Origin of the sequence: Dactylosporangium siamense, assembly GCF_016862795.1 — a bacterium.
In the GTDB taxonomy this organism is placed as follows: domain Bacteria; phylum Actinomycetota; class Actinomycetes; order Mycobacteriales; family Micromonosporaceae; genus Dactylosporangium; species Dactylosporangium siamense.
In genome coordinates, this window is sequence record NZ_BONQ01000077.1 from 87,263 (window position 1) to 103,132 (window position 15,870).

The 15,870-nt window shown below is 71.4% G+C and carries 15 protein-coding genes; 11 read left to right on the top strand and 4 right to left on the bottom strand.

Going from position 1 to position 15,870, the window contains the following annotated elements; all coding sequences use genetic code 11:
• Nucleotides 1–14: 14 nt before the first annotated feature.
• Entirely contained in the window at nt 15–545 is a 531-nt protein-coding gene (locus Dsi01nite_RS24310; protein ID WP_203848551.1) for a Pycsar system effector family protein, read from the bottom strand.
• 176 nt (nt 546–721) lie between these two features.
• Here Dsi01nite_RS24310 and Dsi01nite_RS24315 point away from each other — a divergent pair, with 176 nt between their 5' ends.
• The 9 genes from Dsi01nite_RS24315 to Dsi01nite_RS24355 all read left to right on the top strand — a co-directional run bounded on the left by Dsi01nite_RS24315 (nt 722) and on the right by Dsi01nite_RS24355 (nt 9,977).
• Nucleotides 722–1,546 (top strand): hypothetical protein, encoded by an 825-nt coding sequence (locus Dsi01nite_RS24315; protein ID WP_203848552.1) that lies wholly within the window; start codon nt 722–724, stop codon nt 1,544–1,546.
• Complete coding sequence (locus tag Dsi01nite_RS24320) at nt 1,543–3,744, top strand: hypothetical protein (RefSeq protein ID WP_203848553.1); 2,202 nt, start codon at nt 1,543–1,545, stop codon at nt 3,742–3,744. The genes Dsi01nite_RS24315 and Dsi01nite_RS24320 overlap by 4 nt, the downstream gene beginning before the upstream one ends.
• The gene (locus Dsi01nite_RS24325) at nt 3,734–4,534 is read left to right on the top strand and encodes a hypothetical protein (protein ID WP_203848554.1); all 801 of its coding nucleotides are present in this window, start codon (nt 3,734–3,736) and stop codon (nt 4,532–4,534) included. The genes Dsi01nite_RS24320 and Dsi01nite_RS24325 overlap by 11 nt, the downstream gene beginning before the upstream one ends.
• Nucleotides 4,535–4,607: 73 nt before the next feature.
• On the top strand, nt 4,608–5,120 hold the full coding sequence (locus Dsi01nite_RS24330; RefSeq protein WP_203848555.1) for a SigE family RNA polymerase sigma factor: 513 nt from the start codon (nt 4,608–4,610) through the stop codon (nt 5,118–5,120).
• Entirely contained in the window at nt 5,117–6,508 is a 1,392-nt protein-coding gene (locus Dsi01nite_RS24335; protein WP_203848556.1) for a hypothetical protein, read from the top strand. The genes Dsi01nite_RS24330 and Dsi01nite_RS24335 overlap by 4 nt, the downstream gene beginning before the upstream one ends.
• Before the next feature lie 18 nt (nt 6,509–6,526).
• On the top strand, nt 6,527–7,693 hold the full coding sequence (locus Dsi01nite_RS24340) for a DUF6891 domain-containing protein (protein WP_203848557.1): 1,167 nt from the start codon (nt 6,527–6,529) through the stop codon (nt 7,691–7,693).
• Between the two features lie 112 nt (nt 7,694–7,805).
• Nucleotides 7,806–8,417, top strand: a complete 612-nt coding sequence (locus Dsi01nite_RS24345; RefSeq protein ID WP_203848558.1) for a hypothetical protein — start codon at nt 7,806–7,808, stop codon at nt 8,415–8,417.
• A 37-nt stretch (nt 8,418–8,454) separates the two neighbouring features.
• Entirely contained in the window at nt 8,455–9,063 is a 609-nt protein-coding gene (locus tag Dsi01nite_RS24350) for an RNA polymerase sigma factor (RefSeq protein ID WP_203848559.1), read from the top strand.
• Nucleotides 9,060–9,977 carry a CU044_5270 family protein gene (locus Dsi01nite_RS24355; RefSeq protein WP_203848560.1) on the top strand — a complete coding sequence of 306 codons (918 nt, stop codon included), beginning with the start codon at nt 9,060–9,062 and terminating at the stop codon, nt 9,975–9,977. The genes Dsi01nite_RS24350 and Dsi01nite_RS24355 overlap by 4 nt, the downstream gene beginning before the upstream one ends.
• A 4-nt stretch (nt 9,978–9,981) precedes the next feature.
• On the opposite strand, the gene argG is transcribed toward Dsi01nite_RS24355, so the two are convergent.
• Nucleotides 9,982–11,427, bottom strand: coding sequence for an argininosuccinate synthase (argG, locus tag Dsi01nite_RS24360; RefSeq protein ID WP_203848561.1), 1,446 nt, complete (start codon nt 11,425–11,427; stop codon nt 9,982–9,984).
• Nucleotides 11,428–11,571: 144 nt separating this feature from the next.
• Between argG and Dsi01nite_RS24365 the strand changes: the two genes are divergently transcribed.
• Both Dsi01nite_RS24365 and Dsi01nite_RS24370 read left to right on the top strand, forming a co-directional pair.
• Nucleotides 11,572–11,910 carry a DoxX family protein gene (locus Dsi01nite_RS24365; RefSeq protein ID WP_203848562.1) on the top strand — a complete coding sequence of 113 codons (339 nt, stop codon included), beginning with the start codon at nt 11,572–11,574 and terminating at the stop codon, nt 11,908–11,910.
• A gap of 9 nt (nt 11,911–11,919) precedes the next feature.
• On the top strand, nt 11,920–12,807 hold the full coding sequence (locus Dsi01nite_RS24370) for an RNA polymerase sigma-70 factor (protein ID WP_239136135.1): 888 nt from the start codon (nt 11,920–11,922) through the stop codon (nt 12,805–12,807).
• On the opposite strand, the gene Dsi01nite_RS24375 is transcribed toward Dsi01nite_RS24370, so the two are convergent.
• Together Dsi01nite_RS24375 and Dsi01nite_RS24380 are read right to left on the bottom strand one after the other, a co-directional pair.
• On the bottom strand, nt 12,801–14,060 hold the full coding sequence (locus Dsi01nite_RS24375; protein ID WP_203848563.1) for a BAR domain-containing protein: 1,260 nt from the start codon (nt 14,058–14,060) through the stop codon (nt 12,801–12,803). The two genes, Dsi01nite_RS24370 and Dsi01nite_RS24375, sit on opposite strands and share 7 nt — an antisense overlap.
• A 134-nt stretch (nt 14,061–14,194) precedes the next feature.
• Nucleotides 14,195–15,826: a DUF885 domain-containing protein gene (locus Dsi01nite_RS24380; protein WP_203848564.1), complete on the bottom strand. Its 1,632-nt coding sequence runs from the start codon at nt 15,824–15,826 to the stop codon at nt 14,195–14,197.
• Between the last annotated feature and the right edge of the window lie 44 nt (nt 15,827–15,870).

Genomic DNA, 15,870 nt, shown 5'->3' on the forward strand with positions numbered 1-15,870 from the left:
TCGGAGTGGGCCGGCTACTGTCCGCTCATGGCGGCGGCCAGGCACAACCAGCCGACCGACCCGACGACCGTGACCGCGACCCACGGCAGCCCGGCCCGGATCGCCCGGTACTTCTGCATCGCGATGCGGGCGAGGACCTCGGCCGCCGCCCATGCCTCCCGGCACTGCCGCTCGGCCGGGGCGGGGACGGTCGGCGCTCGGCGCGCGCCGAGATCGGGCAGCACGAAGCGGTTTCCCGTCGGGCCGTCCGAGCCGGCGAGCCGCGGCATGAGGCAGCGGCCGAGATGCCATCCCGCGACCGAACCTCCGCCGATGATGGCGCCGGCCAGGCCGATCATGCACGCGGCGGAGACCGCACCGCCACGCACCGAGGCCGCGACGAGGTCGGGCTGGTTGGCGGCCAGGGCCGCCGCGCCGACCAGGCCGGTCAGCAGCACCGCGGCTTTCGTGTCGGCGTGCTGGATGGCCGCCTGGGCGGCGGCGCCGACCGACACGGCGGTGCGCAGATCTTCCAGGGGTGTCAACGGTTCGGGTGTCTGGCTCATGCGTCCATCGCAGCCCGATCCCGCGCGAGGGATTGCCTCACATGACGGATTCCGGGACGTGCCGGCCGGATCCGGTCATGCCGTATTTCGACGGAATCTTCAGCGGCATCCATCGATATACAGGAGGCGCTGCCGGTGTTCGCCGTGCGGCGATCGACCGGTGAAAGGTGGCGGCGATGTCAGAACCGGCTCATCCCAGGCGATGCGTGCTGGTCGCAGTCGACATGGAGCGGTACAGCCCACGGGACAACCTGCGGCAGTACCGGGCGCAACAACTGTTCCGCGAAGTCATGGCCGAGGCCGTCGCGAGCGTCGGGCTGGAGCGCGCGAGCTGGACCACGCAGCAGAGCGGTGACGGCGAGCTGGCGATCCTGCCGGCCGACACGTCGGAGCTCACCGTGGTGGCGGACTTCGTGCCGGCACTCGACCGGATCCTGCGGGAGCACAACCGCAACCTCCTGCCCGGGGCGAAGGTCCGCCTGCGCGTCGCGATCCACCAGGGCCTCGTCCACCTCACCGGCGCCAACGGCTTCCCCGGCGAGGCCGTGGTCGAGGTGTGCCGGCTGCTGGACGCCGAGCCCCTGCGGCAGGCGCTGTCCGCGTTTCCCGCCGCATCGGTCGCGCTCATCGTCTCGCGCAGCATCTTCGACGACGTCGTCCGGCACGGGTACCACGGCCTGCGCCCCGAACGGTTCGCCCAGGTCCGGGTGGCGGTCAAGCAGCTGGCGACGACCGCCTGGATCTCCGTCCCGGACGAGGACGCCGGCGCGATCGCCTGGGACGCGCCGGTCGCGCCGGTCGCGCCGGTCGCGCCGGTCGCGCCGGTCGCGCCGGTCGCGCCGGTCGCGCCGGAAAAGGAACCACCCCCGGCGAAACCCGATCCGGTGCCCGCGACGTACCAGATCAGCGGCGTCACCACACACGGACCGGCGGTCTTCGGCCCAGGCGGCACGGCCATCGGTTCGGTGCACGGCCCGTGGAACGGCAGGGGAGACCAATGACGACCGCCGAGCACCCACAGCCACAACCGCAACCCCAGCCGGACCAGAGGCCCGACCAGAAGCCCGACCAGAAGCCCGACCCGGAGCCGCGGCCCAACCAGACCGGACCGGCCGCCACGGACCAGGGCGAGGACACCGACGACGCGGTACGGTCGCTGGCCGCGAACATGATCAGGTCCTACGGCATCCTGGACTCGGAGTTCCTCGGGCCCTCGGCGATCGGACCGGGGTCGACCTCGATCGGCACGGTCCTCAACGTCGGCGCCGGCCTGGGACGGCGACGGTTCATCAACCAGCCGCTGGACGAGGCGATGGTGTTGGAGCGGATCCACACCTACACCGCGACAGCCACGCCCGACCGCCTGGTCGAACGGCTCACCCGCCGCCCGGTCGCGTATCTCAGCGGGACCGCCGGCAGCGGACGGGTCACCGCCGCGCTGGTCGGACTGGCCCGCACCCACGGATCGGACCGGATCACCCAGCTGCGTCTCGTCGGCGACGACCCGATCCACGCGTACCTCTCCGACCGGACCCTGCTCAGGTCCGACTACGGGCACATCGTCGAGCTGGCCCGGACCGTCGAGCCGGAGCCGTCGGAGCTGGCGCAGCTGTCCGTGCTCGCCCGCGAGGCCCACGCCGCCGTCGTCCTCGTCGGAGCGGCCGAGACCAACAACCGGCAGCTGGTCGAGTATCACGTCGAGCACGCCCGACCCGACCCGCGCGACGTCTTCCTCGTGTGGCTGGAGCGCTGGCTGGGCGACCGGGGGAGCTGCATCGACACATGCCCCACCTGCGAGGGCGAATGTGTCCGGCGATACGTCGAACGCTGCCGCACCCAACACCTGCGGCACCTGTCCGCGAACACCATGGCGGACGCCGTCCGGTTCGCGGCCCAGTTCGCCGAACTCGTGCCCGATGCCGCCGCCGCCGTCGACCTGCTCGCCGACCGGACCGCGCTGCGCGCCAAGGCCGTAGCGCTGCTGGAGGCGGCACCGGCCCAGGACGGCGAGCGCCACGAGGCACACCGCGCCCGCCGCCTGGCGCAGCACCGCCGCGCCGCCCGCCTCGCGTTCGCCGTGTTCAACGGCTACCCGCTGACCAGAGTGTTCACGGCGACCGAAGCGCTCTGCCAGCGGCTCGACGAGGCAACCGGGCGTGGCTCGACCGACCGCACCGTCCTGGAACACAACCTCGACCACCTGCTCGACGGCATCCGCAACGACCTGCCCACCGACCAGGCGGGCCCGGCCGGTGCGGCCCGGATCGCCCGGCTCCGCCAGCCGGGCCTGGTCCGCGGCCTGCTCGACGTGGCATGGCACGAATACGACACCGCGCGTCAGCCGCTGCTGCGGTGGCTCGACGACCTGGTCGGGGCCGACGACGTCCGGCCCGTCGCCGCGGCCGCGGGTCTGCTGTGTGAATACGACTTCGGGCAGATCCGCCGGCACCTGCTGGAGAACTGGGCCGCGAGCAACACCCGGTCCCGGCGTGAAGCCGCCGCCCTGGCGTGCGAACTCGCGGTCCACAACCCCGAGCTGGCACCGCGGGTCCTGGCGTGCGTCGCGGGCTGGGTGGAGCAGGCGGGGAACCGTCGCGACACCGCGGTCCGCACCTACGCCACCAACACCTTCCGGCGCCGGTATCCGCTGGACGCGCTGGCGGTGCTGGAACGCGCGGCCCGCGACGACATGCAACGCACCAGCAACGCGATTCCCGTCGGTGTTCGGGGCATCTACACCACCAACGGTGCCGCGGTGGTGCAGCGGCTCGTCCGCTGGCCCGACTCCCCGGTCGCCAACCTGCGGACCATGGCCAGCCGATGCCTGCTGCAGCTGGCGGACATGGACAGCGACGCCGTCGGCGAAGCGGCGACCAAGGCCTGGCCGGCCCTCCTGCGGCAGACCGCCACGGGCGAGGTGTCGGCCGCCGACCACGCCAACCTCTGGCCGGGCGCGCTGCTCAACCCGGCGACCGCCCGGCAGGCGTGGTCGGTGTTCGAGCGCTGGATCGGTCTCGCCGCCGACGACACAGAGCTGACGAGCGCGCTGTGTGAACTCCTCGGCCACGTGCTGCGGGACGGCCCGATCAACCAGCGCGCTCGCTTCTACCTGCGGTGCTTCTGGCGGCGCAGCATGCCGGACAACCCGATCCTCGACACCGTCGACAGCATGCTGGGAGGCCGGCACCATGACCACTGACTTCCACCGGAAAGAACAACCGACCGTGCCGACCGGAAAGGAATGGGTCCGCCGCCTGTCGGACTGGTGGCAACCAGCCGTCGGGGAACCAGACGTCGAACCCGAGCTGACCGATTGCCGGCCCACCGCACCGATCGCCCTGGCAGCCAAGGGCGACGCCTTCGACTTCTCGGTGCGCCCGACCTTCGTCTGGCGCGCCAGACGCATGCACCGCACCCGGTTCGAGCACCTCATCGACCTGTACACCCCGGAGGTGCTGGACGCGCTGCGCCTCCGATCGGAGCGGGTGGCCCGCACGTTCGAACCGCATCGATCGCAGCACCTCGAACAGGAGCTCAACGCGCGGCTGCCGGCCATGGACTGGACCATGGGCCCGGCCGGTGAGCGGCTCACCTGCCGCCCGGAGGTGTTCGTGCTCCCGGATCCACGGGTCCGCGAAAGCATGCAGCCCTACTGGCGGCGGCGCATCGAGATGCAGGCGGACCACGACCTGGCCATGCGCCGCGCCGAGCTGACCCGCGAGCGCACCCGGGCCTGGTCGAAGGTCATGGAGGACCTGGAGGACGACCCGCGCAGCCGGCACGCGGCCTCCCTCGTCGAGCACGACGCGTTCGCGGAGGTGTTCACGGCGATGACCCAGGGCCGCAAGGACGAGCTGCTGAGGCTCATCGACCTGCTCGAGCAGGCCGGCCGCAGCTACAACGGGATCGGCCTGTACGAGTACGCCGAAGGTCTGGACGCCGCGCTCACCGACTACCGCAAACGAGCCGGAGAGGATAAACGCGCTTGATGGTCGGCGTGGGTTCCAACCTGGCAGGTCCCTGGGGGCATGTACACCGGTAGGGCCGGTCGGGAGGAGTCGCGTGGTCGACGAAGAAGGATTTCGGGAGTTCGTGCAGGCGCGGCTGCCGCGACTGTCGCGGGCCGCGTACCTGCTCGCCGGTGGGCACGCGCAGGCCGAGGACCTCCTTCAGGCCGCGCTGATCAAGGCGGCCCTGCACTGGGCGAAGGTCTCCGCGGCCGGGGACCCCGAGGCGTACATCCGCAAGATCCTCTACCACGAGCACGTGCGGACCTGGCGGCGGCGCAGGTTTCTCGAGCACACCACCGATGTTCTGCCGGAGACGGCGGGAGGCGACGAGACCGACCGCGCGGTGCTGCGGCTCGTGCTCGAACAGGCACTCGCGAAGCTCACGCCGAAGCAGCGGGCGGTGGTCGTGCTGCGGTACTTCGAAGATCTCTCCGAAGCGGTGACGGCGCAGGTGATGGGTACCTCCGTCGGCACGGTCAAGAGCCAGACCAATCATGCGCTGTCCCGGCTGCGGACCCTCGCACCGGAACTCGCCGAACTCGTGGAGATGGAGGTGCGGTCGTGAGGCGACTGGCCGAGACGCTCGAGGACGTCGCCGGGCAGGCGAAGCTGTACGACGTCACCTCCGCCGCCGTCCGTGGGGCGAACCGGCGCCGGCGGACCCGCACCTTCACGGCCAGCGCACTGACCATCCTCGTGGTGACCTGCGTGCTGCTCAACGTGGCGATGTTCCTGCAACTCAACAACGGCGGGACCGGGCGGCCCGACCTCGGGCCCGGGCGGCAGAACGGGGAGCCGCCGGCCCTGGTCAAGGCGCTGCTCGACTCGCCCACCCGCGGGTCCCTGGCCGGTGACATCAACCTGCAGAAGGACGTGCTGGACCGGATCATCGCGGATCCCGACGCGTACGGGCTGCCCGGCGACCGGGCCAAGCTGCGGGTGCTGTTCGCCGGGGACATCCCCGGCAACCGGCGGCTCGTGATCGTCGCCGGGGCCACGGGCGCGCCGCAGCTGGTCAACCTGACCGGCGGCAAAGGGGCGGCGGCGAAGAGCCTGAAGCTGACCGGGTGGTCCGATGTGGACACGCCGGTGGTCCGGGACGACTGGCGCGGCAACAGGGGCGACGAGGGGTTCGTGGTCATGTTCGGGCCGGCCGGGTATGACCTGTCGGTGTCGGATTCGCCGCGGTACCTGGCCGACGGCACGATCAAGCGCGAGTGGAAGGCCGAGCCGGCCGGGTACGTGGCCCGCGACACCAAGGCGGTGCCGAACGGGCTGCGGGTGCGCATCAGCCGGGACACGACCGTGCTCTACGAGGGTGCCGTCTTCCCGCCGGGCACGGCGCGGCGCGGGGCCGTCGACGTGAACCCCCTGCACGGGCGCGGCAAGCCCGCCCCGCGGGCCGCGGAGTATGCCGCCGACGCGCTCGCCTACAACACCGGGCTGACCGGGCCCGACATCCGATACGTGGTGCTGTGGAGCGACGACTTCTGGGTCGAGGACCCGAACAAGGTCGGCACCGGCATGGGCCAGATCGCGACCGTGATGGCGCTGACCCCGGACGGCGGCGGGCCGTACCTCACGCTCACCACCGACGCGAGCCCGGAGCCGAACTCGCGCACCCACCCGAACGCCGCGGGCGTGATCGGCGACCCCGAGAAGGCGCTCCTCGTCATGCGGTTGCCGCACTTCACCCAGGATCCGCTCGACACGCTGCAGATCGTCGCGCCACCGGCCGCGGTCCGCGCCGAGTTCGTCCGCCAGGGCGACGGCGCCGTCCTGGCGACCACGCCGCTGACCAACGGCGTCGGGCGGATCGAGCTGCCCGCGCCGGTCGAGGGCACGGTCCGCGCGTTCGACGCGAAGGGCGCCGTCGTGGCCGAGCGCGCCTACACCGACGCGTTCACCTACGGCGACTTCAGCAACGTCGAACCCCAGGTGCGGGGGTGGTGATCGACTACCGTGCGGGGCATGCTGACGCACGAGGTCGAGACGGACGCGGCGGGGTTCATCCGCACGCAGGTGGCGTTGGGCAAGCGGGACTGCGCGACGATCGTCGCGGACACCGTCGAGTTCCTGCACGGCTACGGGGATCCCGACGAGCTGCGGGCGCTCGCGTGGCGCCTCGTCGGGCCGCGGTTCGCCGAGCACCTGGAGGCGCAGGCGACCTGGCCGGAGCGCACCGACAGCGACCGGCTCACCGACGCGTTCCGGGCGCTCGACGCGGCCGGGATCGTCGCCCGGGAGGACTTCGCCTGCTGCCAGAACTGCGGCGTGAGCGAGATCGGCGCCGAGGCGACCGAGGCGGCACCGGCCCGCGGCTACGTGTTCTACCACCTGCAGGACGCCGAGCGGGCGGCCGAGGGCGGCAGCCTGTGGCTCGCCTATGGCCTCTTCGACCCGTCCGGTGACCAGGCCGCCGCCGGTGCGGAGGTGGTTGCCGCGGTGCGGGCACAGGGCCTGCACGTGGACTGGGACGGCTCCGCCGGCCAGCGCATCCACGTCCGGCTGAAATGGGCGCGGCGCCGCGCCGGGCGGCTGGCCGCGTACGTGACCGGGCTCGCGGGGACCGACGTCGCCGTCGAGGTGACCAAGGGCCGGCTCCGGCTCCCGCCGGCGATGGACGTCGCCGTGGTGACGCAGCTCCTGCTGCCGTGGCTGCCCGAGGGCGTGCGGGTGAAAGTCGGCGCGCTGGTCGTACACCGGGAGCACCACCGGCTCGTGAGCGACGACGGCAGGGCGGTGGGGCGCTTCGACGGGCTGCGGCTCATCCGCGGTGAGGAAGCCGTGGCCGGTGAGGAGCCGGGGCTGCTCGACGTGACGTATGAGTACCTGCCGACCGGACCCTCGGAGGGCGCGAGCCGGCCGATGGTGCTGCCCGAGCTGCTCGACGTGGTGCGGCGGCTGCCGACGCGCACCGACTCGTGGCTGTCGGCGATCAGTGCCACCGGCGGCATCGTGCAGATGCGCTACGAGGACGGCCGGCTGTGGCTGGAGACTCCGCATCCGGACGAAGGTGCCGCGACCGGCAAGCACGCCAGCCTGGAGGAGGCGGAGCGCATGCTCACCGTCCTGGCCACCGAGGACCGGGTGGCGATCGCCGAGCTCGACGGGGTGACCACACAACGCTGGCACTGACGCCCGGTTCACCGCCCGCGTGTCGCGGTCATGACATCGGTGCTGGTGAACGGGGTCCTGGCGGCAGGCGTGCCCATGGGTGTCCGCAACACACACATGGGAGGTCAGTGTCATGGGAATCGGAAAAGGTCTTGCCCTGCTGACGGTCGGTGCGGTCGCGGGGGCCGTGGCGATCGCCGGGTTCGGTGCCGTCAATGGGGACATCGCGTTCGACAAGGTCGGCGACTACACGTCCACCGGCAAGAAGGCCGAGGTCGTGAAGTTCAAGCTGGCGCCGAGCTCGGAGCAGCTCGCCAAGTGCCTGCCGAAGGTCAAGGTCGACGTCAGCGTGACCCTGGAGACCGACGTGAAGGGCTTCGACGTCGTCGACGTCAGCGTCACCGGCGGGCCGGCGAACACCGCGTTCACCGTGTTCCTGCTGGAGGTCCCGGCGGCGCCGTTCGGTGCGGCCGAATACATCGGCGACGTCTTCACCGACAAGTACGGCAAGGGCCGCACCGAGCTGCGGGTCATCGCCGAGGAGGCGTTCTCCTCGACGCTCGTGGGCAAGGAACGGGTCCGCAAGGAGCTCGGCCACATGGGCATGTGGTTCGCCGACCCGGCCGGCGACGACTTCTGCCTCGGCGCCGGAAACGGCGCGGTCACCCCGTTCGACGGCGACAACGAGGCCGGCGTCCAGGTCTTCAACTCCGTGCCCAGCCTGCCGAAGGCACCCCTGCCGTAAATCGGGAACTCCGGCTCCGTGGCGGACAGTACATGGCGTGGAACTGCCAACACGGGGACAGCTGCGCGCCGGTGAGCCGGCGGCCTTCGGGCTGCTGTTCGACGCGTACGCCGGCGCGGTGTATCAGCACGCGGTCCGCAGGACCGGGGACCGGGGCGCGGCCGAGGAGGCCGTGTCGCTGACGTTCCTCGAGGCCTGGCGGTTACGGGAGCGGCTGCTGCCCGAGGGCGGCAGCTGCCTGCCGTGGCTGCTCGGGATCGCCACGAACGTGCTGCGCAACCTGTCGCGGGCGGCGCGCCGGCACCGGGAGGCGTTGCAGCGGCTGCCACCCCGGCCCAGCGTGCCGGACTTCGCGGACGACCTGGTCGCCCGGATGCACGACGCGTCCCGGCTGGCGGCCGCACGCCGGGCGCTGGCGAAGCTGCGCAGCGCCGAGCGGGACGTGTTCATGCTGTGCGTCTGGAGCGGCCTGGACTACGCGGCGGCGGCCGAAGCGCTCGGGGTGCCGGTCGGCACCGTCCGGTCGCGGCTGTCCCGGTCGCGGGAGAAGCTCCGGAAACTCCTCGACGCCGACCTGGAACCCGGCTCCGGGGACGGACAGATCCAGGGCGACCGTATCCCGTCTCTCAAGGAGCCGCGCCGATGAACGACCTCTCCCAGTTGTTGCCCGCGCCGGCGACACCCGACCTGCCCGACGACCGGCACCGGTTGCTGAAAGACCACCTGCTGCGGGAGATCCGTGCCGGCAAACCCGTGCGCCGGCGGCGGCTGGTCCTGGTGGCGGCGGCCGTGGCGGTCGTGGGGCTGGCGGGGGCAGGGGCGTTCGTGGCGCTGCGGGCGCCGCAGACCCGGCCCGTCATGGTGATCGCGGTCCAGGAGGGCGACGCCGGCGCGGTCCAGCAGCTCCTGGACCGGATCGCGCTCGCCGCGGCGGGGCAGTCGCCGGTGAGCGTCGCGCCGGGGCAGTTCCTGTACATCAAGAGCAAAGTGGCGTTCGCGGAGTTCGGCGGAAAGAGCGTCCGGATGGACCCGCTGCACGACCGGCAGATCTGGCTGTCGCAGGACCCGAAGCAGCCCGGCCTGCTGAAGGAGGGCGGCAGGACGATCAAGCTCGACGCCGGCCACCGGACGAACGAGGAAATCGTCGGCAACCTGCCGACCGACCCGGCCGCGCTGCTGGCCAAGGCGTACGCGGACACGCAGGGCCAGGGCAACGGCCGGGACCAGGAGGCGTTCGCCTACGTCGGCGACCACCTGTTCGAGTCGCTGCCGAGCCCGGCGGTGAGCGCCGCGCTGTATCGGGCGGCCGCCCTGATCCCCGGCGTGGTGACGATCGACGACGCGGTCGACGCGATCGGCCGGCACGGGGTCGCGGTGGGCCGGACCGACGAGGCGAACGGCATCCGGCACGAATGGATCTTCGATCGGGAGACGTTCGCCTACCTCGGGGAGCGGGAGTACGCGGTGCGCGACGGCAACGGCATGACGGCCGGCACGGTCATCGGCATCACCGCAGTCCTGCAGCGCGCCGTCGTCGACCGAGCCGGCCGGACACCGTAAAGCGTCAGTCGGTGCCCGCCTCCATGGCGGCGTTGTCGAGCAGCTCGCCGGCGGCGACCTGCCCGCGGGAGGCGATCGCCTCGGCGCCGCCCTCGGGCATCGTGCCGATCAGCTGGGTGGACTGCTCCGGCGCGGCGACGAGCTGCCGGTGCTGGCTGCTGCCGACGATGCCGATCCGCGCGTACTGCTCCAGCTTGGCGCGCGAGTCGGCGATGTCGAGGTTGCGCATGGTCAGCTGGCCGATCCGGTCCAGCGGGCCGAAGGCGGAGTCCTCGGTGCGCTCCATCGACAGCTTGTCCGGGTGGTAGCTCAGCGCCGGGCCGGACGTGTTGAGCACCGAGTAGTCCTCGCCGCGCCGCAGCCGCAGGGTCACCTCGCCGGTGATGGCCGAGCCGACCCACCGCTGCAGCGACTCGCGCAGCATCAGGGCCTGCGGGTCCAGCCAACGGCCCTCGTACAGCAGCCGACCCAGCCGGCGGCCCTCGTTGTGATACGCGGCGACGGTGTCCTCGTTGTGGATCGCGTTGACCAGTCGCTCGTACGCGGTGTGCAGCAGCGCCATGCCGGGCGCCTCGTAGATGCCGCGGCTCTTCGCCTCGATGATCCGGTTCTCGATCTGGTCGGACATGCCCAGCCCGTGCCGGCCGCCGATGGCGTTGGCCTCCAGGACCAGGTCGACGGCGGAGCCGAACTCCTTGCCGTTGATCGTGACCGGGCGGCCCTGCTCGAACCCGACGGTGACGTCCTCGGTGGCGATCTCGACCGCGGGGTCCCAGAACCGCACGCCCATGATCGGCTCGACGATCTCGATGCCGGTGTCGAGGCGTTCCAGGGTCTTCGCCTCGTGCGTGGCGCCCCAGATGTTGGCGTCCGTGGAATACGCCTTCTCGGTGCTGTCCCGGTAGGGCAGCCCGTGCGCGAGCAGCCATTCGGACATCTCCTTGCGGCCACCGAGCTCGGTGACGAAGGCCGAGTCCAGCCACGGCTTGTAGATGCGCAGCGACGGGTTGGCGAGCAGCCCGTAGCGGTAGAAGCGCTCGATGTCGTTGCCCTTGAAGGTGGAGCCGTCGCCCCAGACCTGCACGCCGTCCTCGAGCATCGCGTGCACCAGCAGGGTGCCGGTGACGGCCCGGCCGAGCGGCGTGGTGTTGAAGTAGCCGCGGCCGCCGGAGCGGATGTGGAACGCGCCGCACGCGAGGGCCGCGAGGCCCTCCTCGACCAGCGCGGCCCGGCAGTCGACCAGGCGGGCGATCTCGGCGCCGTACGCGCCGGCGCGGCCGGGGACCGAGGCGATGTCGGGCTCGTCGTACTGCCCGATGTCAGCGGTGTAGGTGCAGGGCACCGCGCCCTTCTCGCGCATCCACGCGACAGCTACCGACGTGTCCAGGCCACCGGAGAAGGCGATTCCGACACGTTCACCGACGGGCAGGGAGGTGAGCACCTTGGACATGCCGAAAGTATATGCATCCCACTGCATGATGATGCAAGTTTACGTGACTGGCGCCTCAGGCAGGTGACGGCCGTCACACCGTGTCACGTCCGGGGCTCCGGGTTCCGTCTCGCGGTGGTCATCCACTGTGTAGGGAGTTGCGCCATGTCCGTCGCCTTCACCGCCGTCACCGTTGCCGCCGCGCTCTGGGTCGGCTTCTCGGCCTTCTCGGTGTTCACCCGCGCGAAGTGGGTGGTCGAGCCCCTCGCCGCGTACGGCGTCCCCACCTCCTGGTGGACCTGGCTCGGCCTGGCCAAGGCCGCCGGCGCCGTGGGCCTGCTGGTCGGCCTGTTCGTCCCGGCCGTCGGGGTCGCGGCCACCGTCGGCCTGGTCCTCTACTTCACCGGCGCCGTCATCACAGTGCTGCGGGCCCGCTCGTTCTCGCACGTGCCGTTTCCGCTGATGTACCTGGCCCCGGTGGTCGTCGCGTACCTGCTCGGCTAGAACTTGATCGTGACAACCGACGTGTTCGCAGCTCACCGGCGCCTGCTGTTCTCCGTGGCGTACCGCATCCTCGGCACCGCCGCCGACGCCGAGGACGCGGTGCAGGACGCCTGGGTGAAGTGGTCCGCCGCCGACCGCGCCGACGTCGCCGAACCCAAGGCCTACCTGGTCCGGATCGTGTCGAACGTGGCGATGGACCGGCTGCGGACGGCCCGCTCGCGGCGCGAGGTGTACGTCGGACCGTGGCTGCCCGAACCGATCCTCACCTCATTTGAGGGAAATCCCGAGTCCGACACGGTGTCACTCGCGTTGCTGGTGGTGCTGGAGTCGCTGAGCCCCCTGGAGCGCGCGGTGTTCGTGCTCAAGGAGGTCTTCGGGTTCACCCACGCCGAGATCGCCGACGCGGTCGAGCGGTCCGAGGACGCGGTGCGCCAGGCCGCGCACCGCGCCCGCGAACACGTCCAGGCCCGCCGGCCCCGCTTCCACGCCACCGCCGGCAAGCAGCGCGAGGTCACCGAGCGGTTCTTCGCCGCGGCGACCGGCGGTGACATCAACACCCTCATGCAGCTGCTGGCCCCCGACGTCACCGTCTGGACCGACGGCGGCGGCAAGGTCCGCCAGGCGCTCCAGCCGGTCACCGGCGCCGAGCGGGTGGCGGCCTGGTTCGCGACCTTCGGCTCGCAGCCCTACCAGGGGGTCGCGCTCGCCGACATGCGCGTCGACCTGGTCGAACTCAACGGCCGGAGCGGGATCGTGTTCACCGGGGCGGGACGCGTCATCGGTACCCTCGCGCTCGACGTCGACGACAGTGGCCGGGTCGTCGCGATCCACAACGTCGCCAACCCCGACAAGCTCCGCGCCGTCGCCACCGGTGAAGTCCACGATTTCGCTCAGTAGCCGTAGCGGCTCTTCAGGTGGCGCCACCAGTCGCGCAGCATCCAGGCGTCGAACTCGGTGATCTGCGCCGCCGAACCGGCCTTCATGAGGAAGCCGCCGACGCCGGTCGGGGTCCAGTCGTAGAAGTCGTCGAGGCCGAAACTATGGCCGATCTCGTGCAACAGGATGTGGATGTTGTCGGCGTTCAACGCGCCGACGAAGTACTCGCTGCCGACCCGCTGACCCCAGTCACCGCCGGCACCGCCGTTCATGCCCGCCGTCAGCCACAGCGACATGTCGTAGTGGTGCGACGCGCCGCCGGGACAGTTCGGGTAGTTGCCGCTCTGGTTGAAGAACCGGCCGCACGGCTCCGAGCACTGCGGCGCGTTCTCGCGGATGTTGTTGACGTACACGTCGACCGAGCTGTCGCTCCACTGCAACGTCGCCCGGTCACGCACGGCCCAGCCGACCACCTTCAACGGCACCGACTGATACGGCCAGCCGTTGTGCCCGGCCATCACGTCCATCCACTTCTTGAACTGCCGGGCCAGGGACGCGTGGATCTGGTCGCGCAGCGCCGCGCTCACCGGGGCGCTGGAGTCCCACCGGACGCAGTAGTTGATGCTGCCCCGGTTGGCGAAGACCTGGTCCCAGCCGTAGTTGCGGAAGCCGTACGGGTTCGGATACGTCTGCTCCACGTGCTGCCACACCTGGTTGAGCGGGGTGACCAGGTTCGCCGGCGGGTTCCAACCGGTGCTGGTCGTGGTGGTGTACGCCCGCACCTCCAGCACCCCGACCGACGCGGCCCCGCTCTGCAGCACGAGACGCAGCCGGCTGGTGCTGACGGCGGTGAAGTTCACGGCGTTGTACTGGTTGACCGCGACCGGGTAGCCGTTTGCCCCGGCGACGTCCACATAGGACGAACCGGTCCACGACTGCAGGCGCCAGGACGCGGGGACACGGACACCGCCGTTGTCGTCGAAGAAGTAGACGTCGGCCGAGCGCAGGCTCTGCGCGGCCGGCCAGGTGAGCAGGACCCACTGCTCGCCGGTGTTGGGCCAGGTGCCCCACCGCCGGTTCACCGTGTCGTTGGACGAGCCGGGGTCGATGCCGTCGTTGACCGCGGCGACGTTCTCCCAGGGCGAGGTGTACGAGGCGGTCGCGGTGGCCGTGCGGGCGAGGTTGTCGCTCTGCCCGGGCGCGGCCTCGGCGACGGTGGCGCCGCCGGCGACGACCGCCAGCACCGCCGCGGCCGCGACGAGTCTTCTGAGCATGGGCTTCTTCCCTTTCCATTGTTCCGAAATCCTTTTCGAAACGTGGCAAGGGTGTTGTCACATGTCAATGGCTTGTTCTGCTTTTGGCTTCGGGCTGCGCCCCGAAACCTTTTCGGCGCGAAACTTACCTGCTGTCAGCTCTGCCAGCGGGCCGTGATCAGCTCTTCCAGGGTGTCCAGTGGCAGTGGCCCGTGGGCGAGCACCTCGTGGTGGAAGGCCCGCAGGTCGAACGCCGGCCCCAGCGCCTGCCGCTCCCGCTCCCGCAGCTGCTGGATCCGCAGCCGCCCGAGCATGTAGGCGAGGGCCTGCCCCGGCATCGCGATGTAGCGGTCGACCTCGTTGACGATGTTCGTCTCCGTCAACGCGGTGTTGTCCAGCATGAACGTGACGGCCCGCTCTCGCGACCAGCCGAGGTGATGCATGCCGGTGTCGACCACCAGCCGGCACGCCCGCCACGCGTCGAACGACACCATCCCGAGCCGGCCCAGCTCGGAGGTGTACAGGCCCATCTCGTCGCTGAGGCGTTCCGTGTAGAGCCCCCAGCCCTCGCCGTGCGCGTCGAAGTAGGTGAACCGGCGGAACTGCGGCAGGTCACCCCGCGACTGGGCCACGGCGATCTGCAGGTGATGCCCGGGGACGCTCTCGTGGAAGGCGAGGACCTCGTATTCGAACCGGGCCCTGAGCTCCGGCCGGAACGTGTTGACCACGTGCGCCCCGGGCCGCGACCCGTCCGCCGCCGGGGCGACGTAGTAGCCGAGCACCGAGTTCTCCGCCTCCGCCGGGTCCATCTCGCGGACCACGCACGGCGCGATGTCGTATCCCGCGAACCAGTCCGGCACCGCCTCCTCGGCCCGCCGCAGCGCCGTGGTCACGGTGTCGACGATCTCCCCGGCGGCGCCGAACCGCAGCTCCCGGTCGTCCCGGAGCCGCCCGATGACCTCATCGGCGCCGCGGGCGTTGAACGCCCGCCCGCCGCGCTCCGCGAACTCGCTTCGCAGCTGCTCCACCAGGTCCAACCCGATCTGGTGGATCTCCTCCGGGTCGAGCGTGGTCGTCGTGTACGCCCCGATCAGCGCCCGGTATCCCTCCGTGCCCCCGGGTACGTGACACAGCCCGACCTTCCCACTGTCGCGGGCGACCGGCAGGAGCTCCTCGGCGAGCGCGGTCCGGAACCGGATCAGCGCCGGCCGCAGACCCGACGCGACCAGCTCGGCGGCGTGGGCGTCACCCTGGAGGCGGCGCAGCAACGGGTCCCGTTCGAGGGGCGTGGCGAGATACGCGTCGACCTGCGCGATCGCCTGCCGCACGCCGAGCTCCGTCGGGAACCGCCCGTCGGCGGCGGCCTGCCGGTAGCGCTCCAGATGGCCGTCGAAGAACCCGCCGAGCTTCCCGAGCCTGGCCCGGTACGCCTCGTCGGTGCCGGTCGCCGCGGGCACCGACGACACCACCTGGGCGAGGGGACCGGAGATGCTCGCGGTCACGGCCACCTCGGCGAGCCCGTCCTCGGCGATCCGCTGCTCGTCGTGCAGCAGCCGGGTCAGGATGGTGTGGCTGATCCGGTCCTGGCCGTCCAGCGCGGCGCGGTCGACGGTGGCGAGCTCGGCCTCGACCCGGGCCAGCGCGGCCCGCTGGTCGGCGGCGGCGGCGCGGCTCGGATCGGGGACCTCGGCGTCGTAGCCCTCCACGCCGAACACGCTGGCCGCCAACGGATCGCCGGCGAAGTGCAGGCGGAAATACTCGTCACCCAGCCGTGCCAGCGTGTCCATCGGTGTGCGGCTCCTGTCGTCAGACTGCTCGACGCCACCGTATC